Annotated in this window: 17 protein-coding genes; 11 read left to right on the forward strand and 6 right to left on the reverse strand. The window is 50.1% G+C overall.

The genetic code is table 11. The features are described from left to right. The first annotated feature begins 66 nt into the window (after positions 1-66). From A6049_RS17420 to A6049_RS17455, 8 genes are all read left to right on the forward strand, one after another. Entirely contained in the window at positions 67-927 is an 861-nt protein-coding gene (locus A6049_RS17420) for an alpha/beta hydrolase (RefSeq protein ID WP_063565883.1), read from the forward strand. A 167-nt stretch (positions 928-1,094) separates the two neighbouring features. After that, the gene (locus A6049_RS17425) at positions 1,095-1,880 is read left to right on the forward strand and encodes a 2,3-dihydro-2,3-dihydroxybenzoate dehydrogenase (RefSeq protein ID WP_063565884.1); all 786 of its coding nucleotides are present in this window, start codon (positions 1,095-1,097) and stop codon (positions 1,878-1,880) included. Between the two features lie 23 nt (positions 1,881-1,903). Beyond that, positions 1,904-3,238, forward strand: coding sequence for an isochorismate synthase DhbC (dhbC, locus tag A6049_RS17430; RefSeq protein WP_063565885.1), 1,335 nt, complete (start codon positions 1,904-1,906; stop codon positions 3,236-3,238). A gap of 3 nt (positions 3,239-3,241) precedes the next feature. Next, positions 3,242-4,855, forward strand: coding sequence for a (2,3-dihydroxybenzoyl)adenylate synthase (locus A6049_RS17435; protein WP_063565924.1), 1,614 nt, complete (start codon positions 3,242-3,244; stop codon positions 4,853-4,855). A gap of 78 nt (positions 4,856-4,933) precedes the next feature. Then, positions 4,934-6,010: an isochorismatase family protein gene (locus A6049_RS17440; protein ID WP_063565886.1), complete on the forward strand. Its 1,077-nt coding sequence runs from the start codon at positions 4,934-4,936 to the stop codon at positions 6,008-6,010. Next, positions 6,007-13,245: an amino acid adenylation domain-containing protein gene (locus A6049_RS17445; RefSeq protein ID WP_240321479.1), complete on the forward strand. Its 7,239-nt coding sequence runs from the start codon at positions 6,007-6,009 to the stop codon at positions 13,243-13,245. The genes A6049_RS17440 and A6049_RS17445 overlap by 4 nt, the downstream gene beginning before the upstream one ends. A gap of 12 nt (positions 13,246-13,257) precedes the next feature. Continuing rightward, positions 13,258-13,494 carry an MbtH family protein gene (locus tag A6049_RS17450; RefSeq protein WP_063565887.1) on the forward strand — a complete coding sequence of 79 codons (237 nt, stop codon included), beginning with the start codon at positions 13,258-13,260 and terminating at the stop codon, positions 13,492-13,494. Next, positions 13,491-14,972: an MDR family MFS transporter gene (locus tag A6049_RS17455; RefSeq protein ID WP_063565888.1), complete on the forward strand. Its 1,482-nt coding sequence runs from the start codon at positions 13,491-13,493 to the stop codon at positions 14,970-14,972. The genes A6049_RS17450 and A6049_RS17455 overlap by 4 nt, the downstream gene beginning before the upstream one ends. A gap of 184 nt (positions 14,973-15,156) precedes the next feature. On the opposite strand, the gene A6049_RS17460 is transcribed toward A6049_RS17455, so the two are convergent. From A6049_RS17460 to A6049_RS17475, 4 genes are all read right to left on the reverse strand, one after another. Continuing rightward, the gene (locus A6049_RS17460) at positions 15,157-15,471 is read right to left on the reverse strand and encodes a hypothetical protein (protein WP_063565889.1); all 315 of its coding nucleotides are present in this window, start codon (positions 15,469-15,471) and stop codon (positions 15,157-15,159) included. Between the two features lie 239 nt (positions 15,472-15,710). Continuing rightward, positions 15,711-16,397 (reverse strand): 4'-phosphopantetheinyl transferase family protein, encoded by a 687-nt coding sequence (locus tag A6049_RS17465; protein WP_095206139.1) that lies wholly within the window; start codon positions 16,395-16,397, stop codon positions 15,711-15,713. 80 nt (positions 16,398-16,477) lie between these two features. Continuing rightward, positions 16,478-17,350, reverse strand: a complete 873-nt coding sequence (locus A6049_RS17470; RefSeq protein WP_063565891.1) for an arylamine N-acetyltransferase family protein — start codon at positions 17,348-17,350, stop codon at positions 16,478-16,480. A 132-nt stretch (positions 17,351-17,482) separates the two neighbouring features. After that, positions 17,483-18,658: a DUF6688 domain-containing protein gene (locus A6049_RS17475; protein ID WP_082935343.1), complete on the reverse strand. Its 1,176-nt coding sequence runs from the start codon at positions 18,656-18,658 to the stop codon at positions 17,483-17,485. A gap of 261 nt (positions 18,659-18,919) precedes the next feature. On the opposite strand from A6049_RS17475, the gene greA reads away from it, so the two are divergent. Further along, positions 18,920-19,396, forward strand: a complete 477-nt coding sequence (gene greA / locus A6049_RS17480) for a transcription elongation factor GreA (protein WP_063565893.1) — start codon at positions 18,920-18,922, stop codon at positions 19,394-19,396. Between the two features lie 74 nt (positions 19,397-19,470). Here the strand turns inward: greA and A6049_RS17485 are convergent, their stop codons facing one another. Both A6049_RS17485 and A6049_RS17490 read right to left on the reverse strand, forming a co-directional pair. Beyond that, positions 19,471-20,820, reverse strand: coding sequence for a hypothetical protein (locus A6049_RS17485; RefSeq protein WP_063565894.1), 1,350 nt, complete (start codon positions 20,818-20,820; stop codon positions 19,471-19,473). 225 nt (positions 20,821-21,045) lie between these two features. Next, the gene (locus tag A6049_RS17490; RefSeq protein ID WP_063565895.1) at positions 21,046-21,999 is read right to left on the reverse strand and encodes a hypothetical protein; all 954 of its coding nucleotides are present in this window, start codon (positions 21,997-21,999) and stop codon (positions 21,046-21,048) included. A gap of 211 nt (positions 22,000-22,210) precedes the next feature. Between A6049_RS17490 and A6049_RS17495 the strand changes: the two genes are divergently transcribed. Together A6049_RS17495 and A6049_RS17500 are read left to right on the forward strand one after the other, a co-directional pair. Further along, complete coding sequence (locus A6049_RS17495; protein WP_079697558.1) at positions 22,211-22,891, forward strand: response regulator transcription factor; 681 nt, start codon at positions 22,211-22,213, stop codon at positions 22,889-22,891. Beyond that, entirely contained in the window at positions 22,884-24,293 is a 1,410-nt protein-coding gene (locus tag A6049_RS17500) for a sensor histidine kinase (RefSeq protein WP_145921936.1), read from the forward strand. The genes A6049_RS17495 and A6049_RS17500 overlap by 8 nt, the downstream gene beginning before the upstream one ends. Positions 24,294-24,322: the final 29 nt, after the last annotated feature.

A 24,322-nucleotide genomic window follows, 5' to 3' on the forward strand; every position in this document is an offset into this window, starting at 1 on the left:
ATACAAAACATATTTAGTTCAGTATTCAACCTATATACGCAGAACAACGAGGAGGAACCATCCGTAATGACGTTTCAGCCCAATCAACCCGCATCTGGCACCCTTGAACATATCGCACGCAGTACCGTACAGATTCCACGCGCCGAACAGTGGACCATGAAATCACGCAACGGCAATCATGCCTATCAAATCATGGTATTCCAACCGGCAGAAGCACCACCGCCTTCGGGATATCCGGTGATCTATCTGCTGGATGCCAACTCGGTGTTTGGCACGATGGTCGAAGCCGTTCGTGTACAGGGCCGCAGACCGGAGAAGACCGGAGCACTTCCGGCCATTGTTGTTGGCATCGGGTATCCAACGGCCGGTCCTTTTTCACCGCACCGTTACTATGACTTTACCCCGCAGGCCACAACGGAATATACACAGAATTCGGATGGAACACCTTTACCGAAACAGGGTGGAGCCGATGAATTCTTGCAGTTTATTGAAGAAGAGCTGAAGCCGGATATGGAACGACAGTTCCGGATTGACCGGAGCAGACAGGCTATTTTTGGTCATTCCCTTGGTGGATTGTTCGTATTGCATACGTTGTTCAAGAAACCAGAAGCTTTTCGCTATTACATTGCGGGTAGCCCTTCGCTTCACTGGAATCAGAACGTCATGCTGGCGGAGGAACAGGAATTTGTCGCACGGCTGGAAGAGCATCCCGTGAACGTCAAGGTGTGGATTGGCATGGGTGAACAGGAGAAGACACATCCTGCGCGCAACAATGATAAGGCTTCGAGTCTTACAGAACGGTTGTCTGCGCTGAATCAGCCCGGTCTGGACATTAAATATACCGAGTTTGAAGAAGAAAACCATGTATCCGTATTGCCGTTTCTGATTAGTCGTACGATGCGTTTTGCCTGCAGCCCGGAGTCGTAGGAGGAAAGAGACGACAGTATTTCTCAATCAGAGGTATCGGTACGTGATATTGGGCGAAAGGCAAGTGGACAGAAATGTTACGGATTTACGGATATCCAATCGTGTTCAGCAGGCTAACATATCTCCTCCAATAGGAGAGGGAGCAGTAATGCAAGGGAGGAACAGGAGTGAGTTACACAGGGATTGATGGAAAAGTAGCCGTAGTCACCGGTGCTGCGCAAGGCATCGGTGCAGCCGTGGCGAGATTGCTTGCCGAGCAGGGCGCTATTGTTGCAGCTGTCGACATACGAGAGGATCAGTTGAATCAACTGGTCACAGATCTGCATAGTCAGGGTTATCAAGCAACAGCCTGTCCTGTGGATATATCTAATCGTCAATTCGTCGAAGATGCAATCCAGCGTATTGAGAATACATTAGGTCCGATTGGCATTTTGGTGAATGCAGCGGGAGTACTATACACGGGGGCTGTGAGAGAGCTCCCTGATGAAGAATGGACAAGAACTTTTGACGTGAATACACATGGTGTATTTTACATGTCACGTGCTGTGGTGCGTTACATGGCCGAACGTCAGTCGGGGGCGATTGTTACTGTCGGTTCAAATGCTTCTGGCGTGCCCCGGATGCACATGTCTGCCTACGTGGCCTCCAAAGCGGCTTCAACCATGTTCACCAAATGTTTGGCGCTTGAATACGCCTCAGACCATATCCGCTGTAACATTGTATCTCCAGGTTCGACGGATACCGATATGCAGCGTGCATTGTGGGCAGATGAGCAGGGAGCACAGGCCGTTATCGCGGGTTCCCAGCAAGCATACCGACTGGGCATACCACTGAACAGGCTGGCGTTACCATCGGATATAGCGGATAGTGTGCTTTTTTTGGTATCGGATCAGGCTAGACATATTACGATGCATAACTTGTGTGTGGACGGAGGCGCCACGCTAGGTGCCTGAATCAAGATAAGGAGATGATAATCATGTCAAAAGCGGGTACGGTTGCTGCAACTTCCGCCTTACACCTTCTGGAACAATATCAGGAAGGGACGTCCTTTTTCTGGTCTTCACCGCAACATACCCTGTTAGCTCAAGGGGGGCAGATTCGATGGTCTGCCATGGAGGCATCGGAAGGGAATACACCTGACTCCATGGGCGCGGTTAATGTTAGTGAACAAAAGCGGAATGAAGAAACGCAGCTTTTCATTAACCGGATGGAGCAGTTGATGGGAAAGGCGAGACGCTCGGGCCAAACGAAACCGATTGTGGTCGGCGCCATTCCGTTCGATCCGATACATTCTTCTGCAGAGCTATTCGTGCCAGAGAAGATCCAATGGGCTGATCCTTTATCCCCGGACGCCAGAGCATCGGTGGAAAAACGCCCAGCTGCAGTGGGTTGTGAGGTACGTGAAGAACCTGCCGGAGCTATATTTCAGCAAAGCGTAAAAAACGTTTTGTTGGATCTAAATCAAGGCAATCTCCACAAAGTGGTGTTATCCCGTACACTGCATGTGACTTCACAGACAATTGTGGACACACATCAGTTACTCCGTAATTTGTTCAGGGATAACACACACGGATATACATTTGCTGTTCCGATGACAAAACTCTCTTTAGCGAAAGGTGATATAACAACAAATAAACGCGCTTATGTGGAGGCGGAAAAAGAAACTCATCGGACTTATATCGGAGCGAGTCCCGAATTGCTGGTTACCCGGAAAGGGTCCAAAGTGAGAGCCAATCCACTCGCTGGGTCTGCTGCCCGGAGTGATGATCCGGCTGAGGACCGTCGCCGTGCAAAAGCACTGCTGGCTTCCGCCAAAGATCGCCATGAACATGCAGTAGTCATTGAGGCTGTGGCGGAAGCGCTGCGTCCGTTGTGTAAGCAGCTCTCCGTCCCGGCAGAACCCTCCTTGATCCAAACACGAACCATGTGGCACTTATCTACGGAAATTCACGGGGAGCTTGCTAATGTGAACACATCATCACTGGAACTTGCGTTTGCTCTCCACCCTACACCAGCAATTTGTGGAACGCCTGTACAGGCCGCTCGGGAAGCCATCCGAGAACAGGAACCGTTTGAACGGGGATTATTCACCGGCATGGTGGGCTGGTGTGATAGTGAGGGTGACGGCGAGTGGGCTGTAACGATCCGATGTGCGGAAGTGGAAGGGAATACGCTTAAACTGTTCGCTGGCGCGGGTATTGTGGCAGGTTCTACAGCCGAAGCGGAGCTGGCAGAGACCTCAGCGAAATTCGGAACAATGCTGCTCGCCATGGGTTTGGATTCATCTGTGTCCAGTATGAAGGAGGAATGAATGATGCTGTCAGGATTTCAGGCCTGGCCTGAGGAAGTTGCCGAACGTTATCGTCAGGAAGGCTGCTGGGAAGGAATTACGTTTGGAGAAATGCTCCGCCAGCGCGCAGAACTATATGGCAATCGAGTAGCCGTTATCAGTGGTGAACAACAATTAACCTATGCGGAGCTGAACGATCGGGTGGATCGTCTGGCCGCTGGCTTATATGCCAAAGGAATACGACAGCATGATCGAGTTATTATCCAGCTGCCCAATATTACGGCGTTTATCGAGGTGTGTTTTGCCTTATTCCGCATTGGTGCACTGCCTGTATATGCACTTCCCTTACATCGGAAGAGTGAGATTACGTATTTTGCCCGTTTCTCTGAGGCCGTAGCATACGTGATACCTGATCAGGATGGAGGGTTTGATTACCGCACACTGGCCGAAGAGGTTCAGGCAGAGGTTCCGGGACTTCGGCATGTATTCGTGGCGGGAGAAGCGGGGCGATTTACGGCTTTGGAGGATGTTTATACAGCAACAGTCACACTGCCGGATGAGCCAGTTTCTTCGGATGTTGCTTTTCTACAGTTGTCTGGTGGAAGTACCGGGCTGTCCAAAATGATTCCCCGCACTCATGATGACTACATCTACAGTTTGCGGAGAAGTGTGGAAGTCTGCGGACTTACCCCAGATAGTGTCTACCTGGCCGTTCTGCCTATAGCACATAACTATCCCATGAGCTCACCCGGCTTTCTGGGTACGCTGTATGCGGGTGGAACCATTGTACTGTCACGCGGGTCCAGCCCGGATGAAGCTTTTCCACTCATTATGCGCCATAAGGTAACCATAACGGCTCTTGTACCACCACTTGCACTCATATGGTTGAATGCGGCGGCTACCCTGGGGATTAAACTTCCTTCACTTGAGGTGCTTCAGGTTGGTGGAGCCAAATTCAGCGCCGAGGTGGCTGCACGTGTCCAACCCGTCCTAGGCTGCACCTTACAGCAAGTGTTCGGCATGGCGGAGGGGCTGGTGAACTACACCCGTCTGGATGATCCGTTGCATGTGATTGTTAACACTCAGGGCAAGCCGATGTCTCCGTATGATGAAGTACGAATTGTGGATGACGAAGACATGGATGTAGAACAGGGAAAATCGGGGCATTTACTGACACGAGGGCCTTATACGATTCGTGGTTATTACAAGGCTGAGGAACATAATGCCAGATCGTTTACCACGGACGGTTTCTATCGTACCGGAGATATTGCCAGTCTTACGGCTGATGGATATCTCGTTGTGGAAGGACGGGCGAAGGATCAAATTAACCGTGGCGGCGATAAAGTGGCCGCCGAGGAAGTGGAAAATCATCTGCTGGCGCATCCTGCTGTGCATGATGCGGCTTTGGTATCCATGCCGGATGAATATCTGGGCGAGCGCTCCTGTGCATTTATCGTGCCGAGCGGTGAAGCTCCGTCAGCTGCCGAAGTGAAATCTTTTCTACGTAATCGGGGTCTGGCCAGCTATAAAATACCGGATCGGATTGAGTTTGTGCAGTCTTTTCCCAAAACTCAAGTTGGCAAAGTAAGCAAAAAAGCGTTGCGTGAGATGATTACGGCTAAACAGCCCATATCCTAATTGTTATTTCTGATAGATAGCATTACAGCGCAGTGATGAACATGATTGTGATAAATAAAGCTGAAAAGAGGGATATTCATGGCACTTCCAAAGATTCAACCCTATGCAATGCCTGTAGAGTCGGAGCTTCCCGTCAACAAGGTAATGTGGACACCGGATGCGAAGCGCTCGGTACTCCTGATTCATGATATGCAGCAATATTTTATGAACGCCTTTACGGCAGGGCAATCCCCTGTTGTGGAGCTGATCGATCATATTTCACAACTTCGTTCAAAGTGTCATGAGCTTGGCATTCCGGTGGTCTACTCCGCACAACCGGGCGGACAGACTCCGGAGCAGCGTGGGTTACAGCTGGACTTTTGGGGTGCGGGAATTGATGGAGGACCTGTGCAAAAAGAGATTATTGATGCGCTCGCACCCGCTCCCCAGGATACGTTCATGACCAAATGGCGATATAGCGCCTTCCAGAAAACAGACCTGTTTGAACTAATGCAGCGGGATGGCCGCGATCAACTGATCGTTTGCGGTATTTATGCACATATCGGATGTCTGATGACCTCTTGTGAAGCCTTTATGAGAGACATTCAGGCGTTCCTGGTTGCGGATGCAGTAGCTGACTTCTCGGCGGAAAAACATCGCATGGCCCTGACGTATGCAGCAGAAAGGTGCGCGGTAACACTGACAACCGGACGTTTACTTGAATCGCTAAATGATTCTGCCGCTGACGGAAATGAAGGAGCACTGAAATCCGAGGCAGGTCTGCAAGGGGGTCAAGGGGAGCAAGGTGAGAAAGGAGATCGATCCTATGCTACCCCCGCTCAGTTGGCTGTTTCAGAGGCTGAGCAACAAACGGCATCCGCAGCAGAGCGAATTCAGGACGGAAGTCATGGCGTTGAACAAGTCACGTTGGAAGCATTGAGAAATCAGGTTGGAGAGATGCTCCAGGAGCAGCCTGCCAACATTGGAGAGCACGATGATCTGATCCAGATGTGGGGACTCGATTCCATTCGTATTATGAGTCTGGCTGAGCGCTTTCGAGTGGAAGGAGCGGGGGTAACGTTCGTGGATCTGGCGGAGCTGCCTACATTGGCTGCATGGGCAGCATTGCTGGATAAGGCCCAAAATAAGGTGCTTCCGAACGGAGACTACTTTTGAGCGGGGCCGTGCATACGTCGCTCAGTCGGGACACGGCTTGGCCCCTGTCCTCTGCACAGTCCGGCATCTGGTTCGCTCAGCAGTTGAATCCGGACAATCCGATGTACAATACCGCCGAGTATGTGGTCATCGAGGGTAGCGTAGACGCCAGACGATTCGAAGAAAGTGTGCGACAGACCGTTTCGGAAGCAGAATCGCTGAATATGGTTTATGGCGAAAATGAACAAGGTCCATGGCAGTCTTTGAACAGCAACCCGGATCATTGGACATTTCATGTCATCGACGTGAGGGAGGAATCGGAACCCCACACAGCAGCACTAAACTGGATGAAAAAGGATCTGGCCAATCCCGTCAATCTGGCGACAGGTCCACTCTTCACGGAGGCATTGTTCCAGCTGAGCCATGATTGTTATTACTGGTACCAGCGCATCCATCATATCGCGATTGACGGATACGGCGTTTCGCTGATTACCCGCAGGGTGGCGAGCCTATACTCTGCAAGGGTAAGAGGAGAAGGTGTAGATCAAGTCCAGCAGGGGGCGTCGTTTGGCTCGTTGGCAGCCGTACTTCAGGAAGACGAGGCTTATCTTGGCTCCGTGGATAAAGAACAGGATCGTCAGTTCTGGATGGATCGATATGCTGATGAACCGGATGTTGTCAGTCTGGGGGAACGGGCTCCGCGAACCTCTACCTACTTCCTGAGACAGAGCGGTCTGCTTACACAGCCGCAGCGCGAGCAAATGCAGGCGGCAGCGGCAAGGTTCGGTGTGACCTGGCCGGATTTGTTTGTAGCGGCAACAGCCATTTACGTACACCGAATGACAGGGGCGACCGATGTTGTGCTGGCCCTGCCCGTGATGTGCCGATTGGGATCAACATCCTTGCGGGTTCCGGGTATGGTCATGAATGTACTTCCGCTGCGTCTCAACGTAGAGTCAAATCTGACCGTGTCAGAGTTGCTGAGACAGGTTGTCCAGGAGATTCGGGCGGTACGCAAGCATCAACGCTATCGGCACCAGGATCTGCGGCGTGATCTGAAGCTGCTTGGAGAGAATCGTCGCCTGTTCGGACCCATGATTAATGTCATGCCATTCCACCATGAATTGAACTTTGCAGGGCAGCCCGGCATGATTCACAACCTGTCCACGGGCCCGGTAGACGATCTGTCCATTCATGTGGTGGACCAAGGGCATGGTCATGGGCTGAGTATTGATTTTGATGCGAATCCGTCTATCTACAGTGATTCCGAACTGCAGAACCATCAGCTTCGTTATATGCAGCTGCTGAACTTGGTGATGCATGAAGGCATGGAGACGGAAACGGTTGGACGACTCGAATTGCTGCTCCCTGCCGAACGTGAGCAAGTATTGGTGACATGGAATGGAATGGGAGGGGTGACGGCCGATAGCAATTCAGCAGCACTGTTTGAACAGCAGGTCCGCCGCACACCTTCTGCAACGGCGCTGACATTCGAAGGGGAGTCCCTGACATATGCGGAGCTGAATGAACGAGCGAATCAGTTGGCTCATGAATTGATACAACGATATCAGGCAGGACCGGAACAGCGGGTGGCCATTGCTCTGCCTCGTTCGCTCGAAGTGGTCATCGCCATTGTGGCTGTCCACAAAACGGGGGCCGCCTATCTGCCGCTTGACCCTGACTATCCCGAAGAGCGTCTGATCTACATGTTGGATGATGCCAAGCCTGCTTGTGTGGTGACGGTGATGGACCATGTTTCCAGTCTGCCAACAACATCCAGTGTACCGATGATGGTCATGGATGAACCGAATACTGCTACGGCAGTGAGTCGTCGGCCTGGAAGTAATCCCGAAGGTGATGATCTGACAAGTACAGCTTCTCTGCTCAATCCTTCGTATATTATTTACACTTCAGGCTCCACAGGTAAGCCCAAGGGCGTAGCCGTAACTCATCTGGGGCTGGCAAATTTGCTTGAGGATATGAAGACGAGACTACAGGTTGGTCCGCAGGACCACTGGCTGTCGGTGACTACGATTGCTTTTGACATATCCGTACTGGAAGTATTTCTGCCGCTTACGACGGGTGCCCGGCTGGATATTGCACACAAAGAGACGATTCTTGATCCGGTAGCTCTGGCTGGGAAGATGAGAGAGCTGGGAACCACCATCATGCAGGCTACGCCTACGTTATGGCAGTCTTTGGTGACGAGCCGCCCAGGGCGATTCGATGGGCTAACCGTGATTACCGGAGGAGAGGCGCTGACGGAGGAACTGAAGCTTTCTTTGCAGGAATTGGGGTGTCACGTCAATAACCAGTACGGCCCAACCGAGACAACCATTTATTCCACGGCTGCCTCGTTCGACACAGGGGTGATGGGGAAACCGTCGATTGGTGGTCCGGTTCGCAACACACAGCTATATGTGCTGGATCAAGGCTTAAAGCCAGTACCCTCGGGTGCAGTAGGGGAACTCTATATCGCAGGCGAAGGGCTTGCGCGCGGGTATTTGGGCAGGCCTGATCTGACCGCAGAACGCTTTGTAGCCAATCCCTTCGGTCAGCCAGGCAGTCGGATGTACCGTACAGGAGATTTGGCGAAATGGCTGCCGGATGGTTCTATCGATTATTTGGGTCGTGCAGATCATCAGATCAAAATTAGAGGTTTCCGGATAGAACTGGGCGAGATTGAATCGGTAATCTCCAGGTATCCTGGCGTAGTTCAGGTCACGGTCATGGCTCGCGAAGACCAACCGGGAAACCAGCGATTGGCAGCGTACGTAGTGGGTGAGTCTGAACTTGAGAATCGTATGGATCTGGCAGAACTAAGAGCTTACGTGGCGGATGCGTTGCCGGATTACATGGTGCCTGCTGCATTCACACTACTGCCCGAGATGCCGTTGACACCGAATAAAAAGATCGATCGCAAACGGCTTCCTGTGCCTACTTTGCTGTCAATTGCCAATGGACGGGAGGCGCGCACGCCACAAGAAGAAATTCTGTGCAGTCTGTTCGCTGAGATTCTTGGTGTTGGTCGTGTGGGCATTGACGATGATTTCTTTGAACTGGGTGGGCACTCCCTGCTGGCTGGACGAATTACAGCACGTATCCGTGATGTATTCGGTGCAGATCTAACGATTGGCAGTGTATTTGAAGCTCCAACCGCCGCAGGCCTAGCCAAACGATTGGATCAGGCGAAATCGGTGAGACCTGTTATTCAGCCTGTTTCACGTCAGGGGGAGCTTCCGCTCTCCTTTGCCCAGCGGAGGTTGTGGTTCATGTATTGTCTGGAAGGCGCCAATCCGACGTATAACATTCCGCTGGTTGCCCGGTTGGCCGGGAAGCTGGATACGGATGCTCTGGAGAACGCCCTGCAGGATATTGTAGACCGTCATGAGACATTACGAACGTTGTATCCGCCTGAAATGGGTTCTGCGAGCCAGCATATTCTGAATGCTGCTGACGTCAAAGTGAAATTGAATATAACCGCTGCTACGGAGCAGGAGCTTCCCGAGCTTCTGACAGAAGCGTCACGCTACAGTTTCCAGCTTTCCACTGAACCAGGCATTCGTGCCGAGTTGTTCAGAATCGGCGCTGATGAGCATGTGCTGTTGTTGTTGCTGCATCATATTGCCGGGGATGGATGGTCATTGTCACCGCTCATCCGCGATCTGTCGGTGGCTTATGCATCACGCTTGCGGGGTTCTTCACCTGCCTGGGAGCCGCTGCGCATTCAATATGCCGACTATGCGGTGTGGCAGGAGAGATTGCTAGGGAATGAGAACCAGCAGGACAGTCTGATTGCAAGACAGATGGAATTCTGGAGCAACCAGCTGGCCCATTTACCGGAGCAGGTTACATTCCCTACGGATTACGCACGTCCAGTCGTGTCCAGTTATCGCGGTGGGTCAGTGCCTTTTACGATCAGTCAACGTTTGCATGAGCAATTGATGATCATCGCACGTGAGAATAAAGTCAGCCTGTTCATGGTGCTGCACTCGGCACTGTCCTTGCTGCTTACCCGAATGGGTGCAGGAACGGATATCGCGATAGGAACACCGATTGCCGGACGGAGCGATGATGCGCTGGATGAAGTCGTGGGTATGTTCATTAACACCCTTGTGCTGCGCACAGATACTTCAGGTGATCCAACATTCCGTGAGCTGCTGGCTCGTGTGCGGGAAGTCGACCTGGCTGCATATGAACATCAGGATCTGCCCTTTGAACGGTTGGTTGAAGTATTAAATCCGCCTCGGTCGCGTTCCAAACATCCGCTGTTCCAAGTGATGCTTGTTCTGCAAAATACACCGGATATTCGTCTTGATCTACCGGATATTGCGGCGGAAACCCGCATGCATGGTGTGGGTTCATCCAAATTTGATCTAACCCTTGAGCTGACAGAGCAGCGTGAGCATAACGGGTCTCCAGGCGGAATTGAAGGTGTGCTGGAATATAGTGCAGATCTCTTCCGGGAGTCTACTGCAGGTGAACTTGTGGTCCGATTGATGCAGGTGCTTGAAGATGCAGTGCAGCAGTTGGATGAGCGAATCAGCAGATTTCATGTCGTGACCCCAACAGAGCAGGCCCAGCTTGAAAAAGAATGGTCCTTTACGCTGAGTGAGGATGCACAACTGACCATAGCCGAGCGCTTTGAAATACAAGCAGCGGCTCATCCGGAAGCGACTGCCATGACCTGTGAGGATATCACCTTGAATTACAGGGAGCTGAATGCAAGAGCCAATCAGCTTGCCAGATTACTGATCGCTCAAGGCGTGGCACCGGAACAAATGGTTGCGCTAGCCTTGCCTCGTTCCGTTGAAATGGTTGTGGGCATTCTCGCTGTGCTAAAAGCAGGAGCCGCTTATCTACCACTTGACCCCAATTATCCGGCAGATCGGTTGACACATATGCTGACAGATGCAGCACCGAAAGTAATGGTAACAAGTACAGAGGTATACACCTTGCTTCCGCAGGTGGCAGAAATTCAGTGTATTAATATGGACGATTTGCATACTTTGCAGCAATTGGAGATGCTGGATGATCGAAACCCTGCGGATAGTGAACGCAATGGGCGTGTAACACCTCTGAACCCGGCTTACATGATCTATACCTCGGGTTCGACAGGCAAGCCTAAAGGGGTCGTTATTCCGCATGCCAATGTCATCCGTTTATTGGATGCCACGCAGCACTGGTTCCATTTTGACGCGAGTGATGTATGGACCTTGTTCCACTCCTATGCATTTGACTTCTCCGTATGGGAAATCTGGGGACCGCTGCTGCATGGAGGGCGATTAGTCGTTGTTCCTCATGAGATTAGCCGTTCACCTGGAGCGTTCCTGCAGTTGCTTGCTGAGCAAAAGGTGAGCGTATTGAACCAGACGCCATCCGCATTCTACCAACTCATGCAGGCTGACAGGGAAAATCCGGCCTGGGGACAGCAGCTTGCACTCCGTTATGTCATTTTTGGAGGCGAGGCACTGGAGCTTGGGCGCTTGGATGATTGGTATGAACGTCATGCTGATGATGCGCCAAGACTCATCAATATGTATGGCATCACGGAGACGACGGTTCATGTCAGCTACCAGGAACTGCATGCAGGCAGTTCTACGGAAGGCGCGAGCAGCTGGATTGGATGCGCCATACCGGATCTTCGGGTATATGTGTTGGATGATCAGCTTGAGCCTGTACCAACAGGAGTAACCGGAGAGATGTATGTAGCCGGAGAGGGTCTGGCTCGTGGTTATTGGAATCGACCTGATCTTACAGCTGAGCGATTCGTTGCTGATCCATACGGTCCACCAGGCACACGTATGTACCGGACAGGAGATCTGGCGAAGCGTTTGCATGATGGCTCGCTTGATTATTTGGGGCGGGCGGATCAGCAGGTGAAAATACGGGGATTCCGCATTGAGCTTGGCGAGATTGAAGCGGTGCTGGCAAGGCATTCAAGCGTGGCCCAGGCTGCTGTAATTGTCCGTGAGGACCAGCCGGGGGATAAACGTCTTGTAGCTTATATCGTTCCGGCTTCGGACACAGGGACGATACCGGAATCGACTGCCTTGCGTCGTCATACGTCTGCCAGCCTTCCGGATTATATGGTTCCATCTGCGGTTGTAGCGATGGAGAGCCTGCCGCTTACAGCTAATGGAAAGCTCGATCGCAAGGCACTACCCGCACCGGAAATGCAATTAACGACAGGTGGCAGAGCGCCTCGCAACCCGCAGGAGGAGATCCTCTGTGATTTGTTTGCCGAAGTATTGGGCATGCGGAGTGTGAGTATTGATGACAGTTTCTTCGAGCTGGGTGGCCATTCGTTACTGGCTGTTCGCTTGATGAGCCGCATTCGTGAAGCGATGGGAAGGGAGCCGGGCATCGGCATTTTGTTCGAAACAGCTACCGTAGCGGGACTAGCGGAGCGACTGGAGATGGATTCGGATTCCGGAAAAAGCTCGCTTCAAGTGCTGTTGCCGCTCAGAACGCATGGGGAGCATCTGCCTATATTCTGTGTCCATCCTGCAGGAGGACTTAGCTGGTGTTATGCTGGGCTGATGAAACATCTGGGCATGGAATATCCGCTCTATGGGTTACAGGCCAGAGGAATTGCTGAGTACGAGGAACTTCCGTCTACACTGGAAGATATGACAGCAGACTACATCCGCCATATCCGCTCGGTACAGCCTGAGGGACCTTACCGTCTGCTTGGCTGGTCTCTCGGAGGCAATGTTGCGCAGGCCATGGCGGTGCAGCTGCAATCGGAAGGGGAAGAAGTGGAGTTTCTCGCCATGCTGGATGCGTATCCGAGCCACTATCTGCCGATTCGCGGAGAACCGGATGAGGAAGAAGCCTTAACGGCATTACTGGCATTGGGTGGTTATGATCCGGACAGCATTGGAGATGGGCGGCTGGATATGGCAACGGCTATGCGCATATTGCGCAGTGAGGGCAGTGCGCTGGCAAGTTTGGATGAAGAAACGATCATGAAGCTGCGGAAGACCTATGAAAATTCCGTACGGATTTTGGGGGCCTACACGCCATCCCGATTCGAGGGGGATCTGATCTTCTTCCGATCCACTATTATTCCGGACTGGTTCGACCCGATTGAACCGGAAATGTGGAATGCGTACATCGGGGGCCGTTTGGAACGTCATGATATCGCTTGCCGTCACAAGGACCTCTGCCAGCCTGGGCCGCTGGAGGAAATCTGCCGAACACTGGCCGCCAAGCTTGAAGAGCTGAACAAGCGTGAAATTCAACATAAATAGGAGGATAAGGCGATGAGCAACCCATTTGAATATGAAGACAGCAACTATCTGGTGTTAATCAATGAGGAGGGGCAATACTCCCTCTGGCCTGCATCCCTTGAAGTGCCCGCAGGTTGGACCGTGATGCTTGGCAGGGCCAAGCGCCGGGTATGTCTCGATTACATCGCCGAGCAATGGACAGATCTGAAACCGTTAAGCCTCTGTGATGAAATCGGTATGCCTGGAGCTGTTCATGAGGCTAGCAGATGAAATTCGGTCTGAATCCCAAAGTCATTGTCAGCATCGTCTACGTGTTGGCGATGTTTATGGTGGCCATGGATGGAACGGTCTTGAACGTAGCATTACGAACCATTAGTGAGGAGCTGGGGATTCCCCCGGCTGCTTCGGGTACCTTGAACGTGGGGTACTTGGTGAGTCTCGCTGTATTCCTACCTGTCGCCGGGTGGCTTGGTGATCGATGGGGAACGAAACGAGTTTTCTTATCCGCACTGGCACTGTTTACGGTATCCTCTGCACTGTGTGCGACGGCCGATCAATTAAGTACGCTAACGTTCTTTCGCATTTTGCAGGGTGCAGGGGGTGGTCTGCTTACTCCTGTGGGGATGGCGATGCTGTTTCGAATCTTCCCTCCCCAGGAACGGGCCAAGGTATCTCGAATGCTCGTACTGCCCATCGCGCTAGCCCCGGCCCTGGGGCCGATTGTGAGCGGATTGATTGTGGACCAGCTCTCTTGGCGATGGATCTTCTATGTGAATCTGCCCGTCGGCATTCCAGCGGTAATCTTCGGAATGATTTATCTGAAGGAGCACAAAGAACAGGGAGCCGGTCGACTGGATGTACCGGGGTGGTTATTATCTGCCCCAGGGCTCGCTCTGACGATGTACGCTCTTAGTCAGGGTCCGCTGCGAGGGTGGACTTCCCCTCTTATTATTGGAGCTGGTCTGACGGGAATCATCCTGCTCACGTTGCTCGTGGTTGCAGAACTGCGCGCGAAGCAGCCTTTGCTTGATCTACGTTTGCTGAAAGACCGTTTATTCCGCTATTCCGGTCTGGTGTCCGTATGTGGAGCAGCGGGTCTGCTGGGCATGTTGTATGTATTTCCGCTGATGTATCAAAACGTGCTTAACGCCTCTGCGCTGGAGACAGGACTAACCACATTCCCTGAAGCTCTGGGACTTATGATCGCTTCGCAGCTTGTGCCCTGGACATATCCGCGAATGGGTCCGCGTAAGCTGATATCCATGGGTTTGATCTGCACGGCTGTGATTTTCATTACGCTTAGTCAGATTACAGTGGATACGAATCCGTGGTTCATTCGCTCATTATTGTTCGGCGTGGGGATTTTCCTGGGGCAGACGGTAGGCTCGGTGCAGATTGCTTCGTTTGCCCGAATACCGCCTCCTTCAATGGGACGAGCCTCCACCTGGTTCACGGTGCAAAATCGGCTAGGTTCCGCGATTGGAATGGCGTTATTGTCTGCTGTTCTGGCTGGCGTGGGTACAACGACGGTGACTGCGGCTGGAGCGATGGAGCCGAATATGCTGGCGTACCGTTTGGCTTTGCTCGGGGCTGCTGCGTTTTTGTTAATTGGCCTATGCTTTGCCCTGAAAATCAGTGATGCTGACGCGGCAGCAACGATACGAAAATCCAGTGGTCACGGTCTCTTCCGGAGGCAAAAGAAATCTCCACCATTGACGCAGGAATCGTCTGTACAATCGAAAGGTTAAGTCCTGTAGCCTGGCAGTTGAACATGATATCTCTTCAGATCAGAGTGCGTGAATGCAGTGCATTGAATATTAAAAAGTCCCTGGCGGGTTCGCCGGGGACTTTTCGGTATTTCTACATGCGTGCTAGTTCATAAATCTACAATAAGAATCTAAATTGCTATGTTTGTTACATTCTTTTCTAAGTTTATGCTGCTCGAGCAATAATCTGATTTCTCTCAAGAACCGCTTGAGACTCAGCATTTGCAGGACGGTAGCCTTTTTCCAGCAATTCTTTAATGTAAATTTTGTTGTAAACGAAGGAGAATACGATTCCACTAACCCAAGCTCCGAAACCCACAGTGAAGACTCCAAGAGCAACACTAATCAAAAACATGATGGCAGCCCATTTCAAATCACCACGGAAAAGAGCAGGGAAAAAACCGAAAAAGAGTGTTGTCCAGCTGAAACCAACCTTAACGTTTTTGGTCACACCTGCATTGTTTTGCAAAAAGATATGCATTTGTCCACTTCCTTCTAAAATAATAAATCGGGAGAGAGAATCGAGCATTAACAAGTATGTATTGTAGAAGCTAGTTATAAATACCTGATCTATATTACCTACTTCTCTTCCTTTTGGTCCTATAGTACCATTAACTGGACAGAATGTTAATCATTTTTTTGAAAATTATGGTTCGGAAAGGGATTAATGCACGTTTTGATAAAATGTAAAAAATGAAGGAGGGGTTTGTCACCCCTCCTTCATAATAATGCTTGATACAACCCTTCGATTGTGATGACATCCGGCTGGGTGGGTAAATCTTCTCCTGCGGAACAAGCTGCTAACATATGACCGTGATCCAGCCGCAGGCTGAGGAATGGATATGCGGCTGCTTCTGGCGAGTGCCAGTTCCCGTCAGCATTGCGGATCATGGAGAATGAGTCAAGTGGCATGGACAGGCCCATGCCGACGGCCTTGATGTAGCTTTCCTTCAGCGTCCATAGACGGTAGAAGGTCTCCAGCTGCATCTCTGCGGGCTCCGCAGCCAGGAATCCGCTCTCCGTGAGAGAGAAGAAACGCTCTGCAATCTTCATGTCGATAGGCGCTATTTTTTCAACATCCACACCCAGAGCAGCGTCACCGCCAGAGATTAAAGCAATCCAATCGCCGGAGTGCGAGACATTAAATTGAACATCAGCATGGTGACTGAGGGAAGGTTTGCCGTATTTGTTACGGGTAAACGAAAGCTCTCCCGGCCTTAGGCCAGTCAACTTGCTCAGCGCCACACGGGTCAACACTTCACCCAGAACAGAGCGATAGGCGTCCGCCTGATGTACAAAACGTGAAGCTTGTCCTCGTCTTTCCTCAGATACTCGCGACAGAAAAAGATTCCAGTATGACTCCGGCAATTCTGCCGGAACTTGAAGAATTTGAATCGTTATCATCATTTATCACCTGACGATGTATTCGGCATGGATTGCACACTTTCCTTTATAATCATCGGTTTATCGGGTCTGCGCGTGTCGCTTCATACCTGCTTTGTTCTTTTCCATTCTTCATGTGCAGCCTGTACCCGTCCCCACATTTCTTTGCGTTCCACTTCTGTGTAATTCACCAACGGTTCGTGGAATTTCTCAGCCAATACGTCTTTCCACTCGGTGTAGGTTTGAATTTCCTTTTTGCGGATACCTTCACGGTCATGCGTCCGGAGCATACATCCACGTAGTTCGTTGCTTTGGAGAGCATGCCTCTGACGGAGTAAAAATGTGTTATGCCAAGGCGAATCGGCTGACTGGCTGTAGAATTCATGCTTGGGAATGAACTCCTCCAGGTTGGTAAGCTCTTCGGGAGCGAAGTCGACACCCTCACTTGGCCCGTTCGGCTCATATTCAAGTCGCCATCCGCCAGGAGCTACGGATGAAGGCATTAATGTATACGTAAATGGCGCCGAACCGTAGGTTCCATAACGAAGAGGAAGCGGTTCAAAGGGCATGCCGCCCAGACCAACGTCCACAATCCAACGTTCCACATTCGGGTCTGCATCTGGCAAAGAGACCGACAGACCGAGATGGAACGAGTTCACACGTGGCTGCTCTTTATATGGCTGAACTCCGGCACGATGCCAATGCACCGTATATCCCAGAGAGCGAAGCAGAACGCTGAATGCGCCATTCAGATGAAAACAGTAACCACTGCGGCCTTGCAATATAAGCTGGACCGATTCTTGAAGATCAATGCCCGCAGGCCGACCTGCAAAAATATCGACCGTTTGCCAGGATAGATGCTGCACATGTGCCTGCTGGATTTCGGATAGGAATTCCAGGGTGGGTTCCTTGATATTATGAATGCCTATCCGTTTCAGGTAGGCCTGTATTTCAGATGGAGTCAATGTAACATTCATCCAGATCACCTCGAGTCATGTAGTGGGCGTATTATTAATTGCTGCTGCTCTGAATTCATTGTAAAAGTGAACGGATGAAATGAACACACTGGTTTGGTTCAATTGTACCGGTACAGTTAAAATTCCGTTTTTCTAGAAACGTGTATATTTTCCTCGCATCTCACTGTACTGGATATGAATTCGGTTTTCAGGGTGAGCGTCTGTTGTATAAAGGACGATGAGGAATAGCCACTCGAGCGGTTTCATCAATAGATAGACGATATCGGCGGTCCATTTGGAACGAATATGTTTACTAATTGGATATCCATAGCGATTGTACAAACCTCGAACTAAGCCATGGAACCGCGGTGTATACTGCTCCATAACATGCTCGAATGCGTTGGCGATCATGAGTTGCCGGTTAACGTGAATGATGTGGCCATGTCGTATGCCTGCTCGCACGGGTTTGACCCATTTTTGATGTCCACCGGCTGCAACTGTACATAGATAGTGCCCATCACCGGGAATCATATTTGGCGGTGGAGCCGGCAGTCTGGAGTAATTGAAGCTGCTTGTATCCAGAAATACGCGAATGGCGCTATCCGGGCGTTGTCCAAACAGAACAAGGATCAATTGTATAACAAGCTGTATGGGAAACATCAGAATGGTCCACACGATCGGGGCGGTATGAAAGCGAATGATAGACCGGTATAGCAGTCGTTGCCATTTTGGTAAATGCTCCATATCCAATGACGTTGGATATTCAACCAGAGTAGCCTCGATAAAGCCATCCCATGAACGTTTCAATCGACCAATATATAGGAAGATGAGTGATAGATAGCTGCTCTGCAACAGAAGCACAGCAAACATCAAGAACATACCCGTCTCGGTGTACCAAGCAATGCTAGTATGCGTGATATAGACGATACCCCAAACGATATTTAATACAAGGATACTATTGCATAAGGTGTAAATGATCGGTGAGAGCTTACCTGGACGTGTGAACATTGCTAAATAAGCGAGCAAGCCAAGCAATAACGTGACCAAAAGGACAAGAAGACTACGGTGATCCAGCGTGGCGTAATTGGATGCCATCAGGCCGGAGTCTTCATACATGGATAAGGGTTCTCCTCCCTGAACACCCATACTGTCTATTGCAAGACCTGCTGCGAAAAGCAATAGAGTGATGGTCAGAAAAATAAATTCGAACACCTTGAGAAGTTTTCGGCCATTTCCCGAAGCCTTTTTCAGGAAACTATTCAACATAATCCACCCGGAGGCAGCAGGAAGGATCAGGAAGAGTCCTATGAATTGAATCGTTGCATACAAAATATTTCCTCCTTCGATAGCAGTATCGTCTATTGTAGGTTAGAAGACTTTATATGGCAATAATGACCATTATAGAAAAAATGCGACATCGTATTGAGATGATTCTAGGTTTATTACCTATATATAGTAAGTAACAGTAAAGGTTACGCATACACATCTTTCCATCAATGGGAGCGTTATTTCTTTTTCTTGGTATGTTAACCGTTTGGAGTGGATATAGGTTAGAATATAGATAGAAAGCAAGATTAGGAGATGGAAAAAATGGCTAATGATGAAGTGATTTTGACACAGGAAGGCTTGGAAAAGCTGGAGGACGAACTGAGGGAATTAAAGACGGTGAAGCGTAAGGAACTGGCGGCGCGTCTGAAACTCGCGATCAGTTACGGTGACCTGAAGGAAAATAGTGAGTATCATTCAGCCAAAGATGATCAGGCTTTTATGGAAACCCGCATTTTGATTCTGGAGAAAATGCTGACCAAAGCAAGAGTCATCACTTCGGACAATATCGACTCGAACAAAGTAAGCATTGGCTCAACCATTCTGCTTAATGATATCGAATTCGCCGAGAAGATTGAATACATGCTGGTTGGTCCGGCCGAGGCGGATGTTGCTGATAACAAAATATCGTACGAAAGCCCGCTTGGCAAAGAACTGATGGGCAAAGAAGTAGGCAGTGTCATTCATGTCAATGCGCCTATGGGCATTATCAAATATGAGTTGCTTGAAATTAAAATTTAATGGGAATAAAGGTGTTTCGGCAACCATGGAAATGGCTGTTGGAACACCTCTTTTTTATTCTTGCAAAATAATATTCAGCTACGTTTTTTTCGTCCATCCAGAATTTCACGGGTCATGGCAAATACAACCCAGAGCAGGATCACGATATGGATCATCGCAATGGAAATACCCATGCTGTACATCAAGTCATTGGTCAGTCCCGAACCGTGCATGCTAAAGCTCGCTCCATGTCCTCCGCCAAAGTTACCATGCTCACCACCGATGCGTGATAGCTCTTCCTCAGCTCCAAAGTCGCCACCAGAGCCCGTGCTCATGATCATGGCAATATTTACGTAGGTCGTCAGGGAGAAGGCAATTGCTGCGTACATCCATTTACGTTCAAAGAACGGAACTAGAACCAAGAATAACAAAGCAGGTATGCTGTAGCGCTCATGAATTTCCGTTGGCAGCATAAAGAAGGCGAGATTCACCGCTGCACCTGCAATGAGCAGGGATGAAATACGAATTTCCTTAATCAGCAGTAGATAGGCCGCTACTCCAATCACGGCAATAGCAAGCAGCAGCAGACCAACCATTTTATACGTTACTATGCCAAACAACACCGTAGCATCGCTGGTTCCCGGATCACCAAGCAGGTGATACCAGATATTCATGGCGTTCAGGGAAAGCTGCGGATACATATTAACGGCGCTTCCGTAGGCGTTGGACAGCATGGTGCCGAGGGTTCCGTTTGCAGCAAAATAGAGAAGCACAGGCAGGATAGCCATCATTAATCCTGCTACAAATAGAAGCGTGGCGTGAAATCGCCTGTTATAAAGCTGGCGTAGTAATACAATACCGATGACCGGAGCAATGACGATCGCCTGAAACTTTGCCAGCAGGGCAACGGTGAACAATACACCCGCCAATAGAGGATTACTTAGCAGCAGAACGGTTGACAGCACCATTAATGTACTGTGCAGGATGTCGATCTGTCCCCACATGGCGCTGTCGACCAGCAGACCGGGGTTGAAGGAAAGAACTGCAAGCAGCACCAAACGTTTGCCAGAGCTTAGCTTTTTGAATGTGAGGGTCAAGACCGCCAAGGACAGCATATCAAAGGCGATAGGCAGTATTTTCATGGACAGATTGCCAGCTGAGGCGGTTATGCCGAGCCCACCCAGTATCCAGCGGTACAACCCCAGAATGAAGATAAACAATGGGGGATAGTTCTGATCTTTTCCATACAGGTATGATTCACGAACCCCGTATTGGTGGACGGCATTCATCCAATCGACGAACAGGGACTGATCTCCGATATAACCCCTGAATTGTGTTCCAAGGTACAAACGCAGCAATAGACCGCCAGTAAAAATTAGAGCGGCATACAGCCAGAAATGCCTGTTCCATCGGGTATTTGGATCTCTGTAGCTCAGTGTGTCCATCCTTCTCCTCCTCAGCATGGGCGATTGAGATTGGTGCAAGTATAGGTGACCAAGCTGAAAAAGGGATGAATTTTGGGTCATGTTTTACTCGGATGGAAGCTTAAAGTTTGCTGAAAGCCAAGGAAGTGAAAAGATGTATCATGCAATAGATGGAGAGAGGGTCCTGTTCACAGGACCCTCTCTTTTTATGGTTTGGTGGTAGTTTGGGGTTAATGGGGAAGGGGATTAGCTGGCTTGGTTACATTGCTCGGTTACTTGCTGTTTGGCATAGGTATGGAGTGTTTCCGTCAGTTTGCTGGAATCCACGCCTTTTTCTTTGGCAATCGCAGTTAACGTTTTTCCATTCTTCAGTTGGGTTTGCAGCTCATCTGCGGATGTGTTGAACAACTGGGCAGCCTTCGTCAAATAACCGCTGTCCTTGAATTGCTGCTGCTCTGTAGTCAAAGTACCAGTCGTGTTTTTCCAGGACTCATTCAGTTGAGAAGTGACCCAGCTTTTTTCTTTGGTTACGACGGTATTAATTACCGTGGTCTTGTTTACGCCCTGATCCTTGGCAATATCAACGATGGATTTACCAGCCTTGATTTGTTGATTCAACTCCGTTTGCGAAAGGTTGAGTGCAGATGCGGCGGCAGATTTATTCAGACTTGTCAGGTTATTGGATGACGTGGTATTCGTTGATTTTGCTGTAGCCGCAGCCGTCTTGGATGTGGTTGAAGTGGTCGTGGACGTTGTTGTTACCGTCGTTACGGTGGTTACTTTTTTGGTGAGGGAATTATTCAGCTGCTTGGTCAAGTCTGTCTTGATAGAAGCCACTTTGGCTTGCGTGAGCTTGCCGGACTTCTGATCACTTGCGAGCTTAGTCAGCTGTGGCTGCAACAAGGCGTTGGTTACTTTAGTTGTGCTGACGCCCTTCGCTTTAGCCAGATCCGCCAACGTTTTACCAGCCTGGAATTGCTTTTGCAATTCCGTTTTGCTTAGGCCGAGTACTTTTTGCAGCGATGTATTGGAGCACAGGGAGTTCTGATCCAGACTGATATTATATCCATTCGAACTCACCTTGGCATTCGTTGCAGCAGAGACTTGAGTTACAGCGGTCGGGGTGGCGGCAAATACTGAAGCCGATGTGGCAGAGAAGATCATCGTTGCACCCAGCATGGCAGGAATCCATTTTTTCATTGTACATTCACTCCTAATTTTGATTTATTTTTTGTTGCACCCTTACTGTAATCCCGAAAGGTGAAAAAACGGAGAAAGACAGACTGGGGTATTTTTACAAACGCGAGGTATTGGACATGGACCATCCGGAAGTGCGAGAATGTTTGAAAATTAAACCGGGCAGGGTTGACGTGCTCGTCTTTATCACATACTGCTTCTTAGGAGGTTCACATTGACTACACACCGCATACTGCTTGCTGAAGATGATTCCTTGTTGGGTGAGTTGATTGTTCATATGTTGGAGAAAACCGGCTTTGGGACTGTAGAATGGGTGGAAAATGGGGAAGACGCCTATCACTATTGCATGGATTCTCATTATGATGTGGCTGTACTGGACTGGATGCTGCCTGGATGGACAGGGCTATCCGTATGCAAGAAATTAAGAGAGAACGGCTATGCTGGAGCAATCTTGATGTTAACCGCCAAGGACGCGCTGTGTGACCGGGTTCAGGGATTGGATGCAGGAGCAGACGATTATCTGGTGAAGCCATTTGAATTGGAAGAGCTTCAAGCCAGGCTGAGAGCCTTGTGTCGCCGTAATTATGCACCGCTGCTGGAAGAGGTTGCTGAGCTGGATGGTCTGTATCTGAATCGTTCCAGCCTGACGCTGAGTATGGAAGAGGAGGTCATCCAGTTAAGCCCTCGTGAATTTCAGATGCTGGATCTGTTGTTACGGAACAAGAGCGCTACCCTCAGCCGCGAATTAATCCTGGAACGGATCTGGGGGTACGACTCGGACGTTTCGACCAAAATTGTGGATGCCACGATTAAGCTGCTGCGCAAAAAGCTTGAGCTATTCAACAAACAACACCTGATCCATAGCATCCGAGGGGTGGGCTACAAGCTTGAATAATAGAAAACGAATAGGTAGAGACGAACAAGGCATCCACCCAGGAAGAACTAAAGGAAATTTGTTCGGTCGTACGCAGGGTCGACTTACCCTCACATACAGCAGCCTGACGATTGTGCTGCTTGCACTATTTGTAGGCGTGGTCTATGTTCTGTTATCTTACATTGTCATCAATGGTCAGAAGGATAATCTTCTCTCTCTCGTTGCGGTTGAGCGGGCTTTGGTGGAAAAGAATATGCAAGAAGGCAAGGCCGAAGATACGCTGGATAATCGAAGGTTATGGGGATCGGGCAGCGACCAGTTCTTCTATTATGTCCTCGGTTCGGACGGCAAAGTGATCTCAGGCAATGAAATGTTCCCTGGGATGCGTTCAGACCTTCTGGGGCTTGTACAGGACTGGAAACCACGTGCCAAGGAGATTAAAGAGGTAAGCCTGAGCGTTCCCGCAGATGTATTGGATAACGGAGAGGAAGATGCTGCACCTGTTGCACCATCGACTCTCCATCTGATGGTAACCGGCCAGAACGTGCTGACCAAGAATGGTCCAGAAATGACGCTCTATGCGGGTATTAATGTAACGCCGCAATACAAACTGCTGCACAGGCTGCTAATACTGCTAATTTTATTGGCGATTCTGTTTGTATTTATTGCCTGTCTCATCGGTTGGCTGATGTCCCGTAAAGCGATGGTTCCTATTGTGAAGTCCTACAATCGACAACGTGAGTTTGTAGGAGATGCTTCTCATGAGCTGCGCACGCCGCTGAGCGTGCTGCTGGCATCCGTTAACGCCCTTGAGCTGGAGCTTGGACAGGACGCACCTTCTTTTGCCAGAAGAACCCTTTCCAACATGAAAGATGAGATCAGGCGAATGACACGTATGGTGCAAGATCTACTCGTTCTGGCACGGTCTGACTCGGATGAGCTTGAACTGGTCAAGCGGGATTTCGATTTTCGTCCGATTGCCGAAAAGACGATGCAATCCATTCGGCGTCTCAAAGCGGCAAAGGGCATTCGAATGGAGCTGGAAGGGCCTGATAAGATGGTTCTCAATGGCGATCCGGAGAAACTGAGACAGGTACTGACCATTTTGCTGGATAATGCTGTGAAGTTTACTCCACGGGGTGGGGAGGTTCGTGTGGTGCTGTCGGATCGGGATAAAGATGGACGTCCTATCTTCCATTTGTCTGTAACAGATACGGGCGTTGGCATCAGGCCGGAGGATGTGGAGCGAATCTTCGACCGCTTTTATCGTGGGGACAAATCACGTACACGTGGTCCGGGAGGACACGGTCTAGGGCTTGCGATCGCGAAGTGGATTGTCGAAGCGCATCATGGTCAGATTGCTTTGTTAAGCGAAGAAGGCAAGGGCAGCATATTTAATGTGGACATTCCTGTAAATAAATAACATTTCGATTAATTTCGATTTTCGAATGA

Origin of the sequence: Paenibacillus sp. O199 (assembly GCF_001636635.1) — a bacterium.
GTDB classification, from domain to species: Bacteria; Bacillota; Bacilli; order Paenibacillales; family Paenibacillaceae; genus Paenibacillus; species Paenibacillus marchantiae.